Consider the following 2,732-nt stretch of genomic DNA (forward strand, 5'->3'; position numbering starts at 1 on the left):
CCATTAATTTTATTTTATAATGTTCGAGAAAATGTGTCTACAATATTATACTAACATCATTTGCTGATACTTTAGAACTATGTATTGCATATTTAATTTGTTTTTCTTCGAATTTGCTATTTGATTATGTAGAGACTTTAAATTTAGACTCTTATATTTTAAAAGCTTTTTTAAAAAACATTACGGATCATCAAACCATAATTATTTTTTTACTTACTTTTATTGTGATAGTATTTCATTATCAAATGTTACATAGAAAAAAAACAGAGATATATTGCAGAATACTTGTAGGGGATACTTTATTAAATATCACAATTCGATATATCTTGAATTGTCTAACGATATTAGGACTTATTTATATTCTATCCATAGTGATAAATGTTTATTTAAATTGCAACTTAGCCAGCAATCTCTACTTAGTTTATATTTTTAGCACATATATATTAATTAGTGCAAGTCAGGTGAGAAAATATGATAATTTTTAAGTTTTTTATTACAAGAATATTTTTAAAAAGATGGATACTTAGTATAAGTATGATTCTATTACTTTTTGCGGCGAATTTTCTAACTTTTACTGTGGCTCGTTCGATTTTTTCAACTTTTCAAGGGGATCAGGAAATGGAAAATATAAATCAAGAAGGTATTTACATTGCTAACTTAGATCCAGATAGTGAGACTAACTTTGATAGAATTACAGAGAAAGAGACACAAAAAGTATATGACTATTTAAATAGCAATTTTAATTATGCTTTATATACAGATGGATTTATTATATCCTTACCTAACAATAATGATATGGAAATATCATTGAATTATATCAATGAAGAGTATTATAGATTAAATCAATTTGAACTTTCACAAGGGACGAAATTAGATTTTGATTACCAATTCGCTAAGGATGAAATACCTGTTTTGATAGGAAAAGGATTAAGTAAAGAATATCCTGTGGGATCAACAATAAAAATTACAGATCCTGTAGTTGAACAACCAATAACTTTAAAAGTTCAGGGTATTTTAAAACAAAATGCTCATCATTCTAATTTTTATGCTCTCAATTCAAAAATCTACTATAATTTTTCTATTTTTTTGCCAGTCAATGAGACGTTTATTAAACATGCAAATATTGACCTTCATGTAAATGGCATAATGGATATCATAATTCTTCAATCTACAAAGGAAAGAACTGCTGATTTAAGCGAGAATATACAAAAGAACCTGGGTTTGAAAATTAATTTTTATAGTCAAGAGGAAAATAATGATTTCTTTAAAGATTATTATCTGAATTCATTAAAAATCATATCTATGATAACATTGATTTTGCTTGTAATTATAACGTGGCTTTCTATTTGGAATACATTGATTAGTATTCGTTTAATGTTGAAAGACTTCACAATTAATTTATTAATTGGATTAAGCTATTCAAAGTTAAGAAAAATATTATATAGTTATTTTGGGATGCTATTCTTTATTAACATAATAGTGATTTTTTTAATCACTGCTTATAATAGATATGGATTTTGGTTAAAAAAAGATACTTTCTTTGCTACTTATGGATTATTTGGCTTAATAGGAATAGATTGGTTTGCTTTATTGGTAGTTATCCTTTTTGATATTATTATTGGAATAATTATTGTCGAAAACATGATAAGAAAAATCAAAAAAATTCCAATTTCTTTGGGGGTATTACAATGAAGAATATTATCAATCTAAATATTAAAGAAAAAGTGTTTAAGAAGACCCATCTTTCAATCTTGAATAATTTTAAACTTGAAATTAACGCTGGTGAAAAAATTGCCATTGTAGGCGAATCTGGAGTAGGAAAAAGCTCTTTACTCAACATTATTGGATTGCTAGATACACATTATAAGGGAAAGTATACTCTTTTTGGCTCGTTAACCGATAATTTACATGAAAGTAAGTTAGCGCAATGGTGAAATCAAAAGATTGGTTTTATTCTTCAAGAGTCAGCATTAATCAATTCTTTGACAATCGAAGATAATATCAAATTGCCTTTACTTTATGCAGGTTCTGAAAAAAAGAATCTATATTAGAGGATTTCGAAAGTACAATGAATGCAATCGGAATTAAACCTATTTTAAAAAAGAAGCCACTTGATTGTTCTGGTGGGGAAAGATCTAGAGCTGTTTTTGCTAGAGGAATAATTATGAAACCTCAAATTATTTTAGATGATGAACCCACGGCATCTTTGGATGTGAAGAACAAAGAAGGAATTGTAAATTTACTTTTTAAAATGAATAAAGAATTTGACACTACTATTATTACTGTAACTCATGATTTAGAAGTGGCTAAACGTCATGATAGAATAATTTCTCTTGAAATGAGCAAATAAAGTGGGATTTTTATTAATGATTATTTCAATGTTACTAGGTATATTTTTTATTACCTTTGGAATTTTTCATAGAGAGAGTAACCGTTGGCATAAAATCTCTATTACACTTGGAACAGTATTAGTTCTTTTTGCGATTTATTTAGGATTTCCTAAATAAAAAAATAGGTTTGTCCCTATAATTATAGTGGCAACATCTATTTATTTAGTGACTTGAGTTGTGCAAATTTTAAATAGCTAAAATTACCAACTCAATTCACATATAAAAAACGGCATAAGTCCTAACACTTGTGGAAAAGGCTGCAACCTACACAAGGAGGAATAAAAACCAAATTAACTAAAACTTTTGAAAGTGAAAAAATAACTTTAGGAATAAATGGTTTTT

General features: G+C 26.8%; 3 protein-coding genes. All 3 read left to right on the top strand.

All coding sequences use genetic code 11. The features are described 5' to 3' along the window. Positions 1-471 precede the first annotated feature (471 nt). The 3 genes from L21TH_RS09505 to L21TH_RS14805 all read left to right on the top strand — a co-directional run bounded on the left by L21TH_RS09505 (position 472) and on the right by L21TH_RS14805 (position 2,350). A complete protein-coding gene (locus L21TH_RS09505; RefSeq protein WP_006314850.1) occupies positions 472-1,692 on the top strand; it encodes an ABC transporter permease in 1,221 nt (406 codons plus the stop codon). After that, the gene (locus tag L21TH_RS14800) at positions 1,689-1,934 is read left to right on the top strand and encodes an ATP-binding cassette domain-containing protein (protein WP_006314851.1); all 246 of its coding nucleotides are present in this window, start codon (positions 1,689-1,691) and stop codon (positions 1,932-1,934) included. Before L21TH_RS09505 ends, L21TH_RS14800 begins: the two co-directional genes overlap by 4 nt. Positions 1,935-2,044: 110 nt before the next feature. Then, the gene (locus L21TH_RS14805; protein WP_341349762.1) at positions 2,045-2,350 is read left to right on the top strand and encodes an ATP-binding cassette domain-containing protein; all 306 of its coding nucleotides are present in this window, start codon (positions 2,045-2,047) and stop codon (positions 2,348-2,350) included. Positions 2,351-2,732: the final 382 nt, after the last annotated feature.

Source organism: Caldisalinibacter kiritimatiensis, from assembly GCF_000387765.1.
Lineage (GTDB): Bacteria > Bacillota > Clostridia > Tissierellales > Caldisalinibacteraceae > Caldisalinibacter > Caldisalinibacter kiritimatiensis.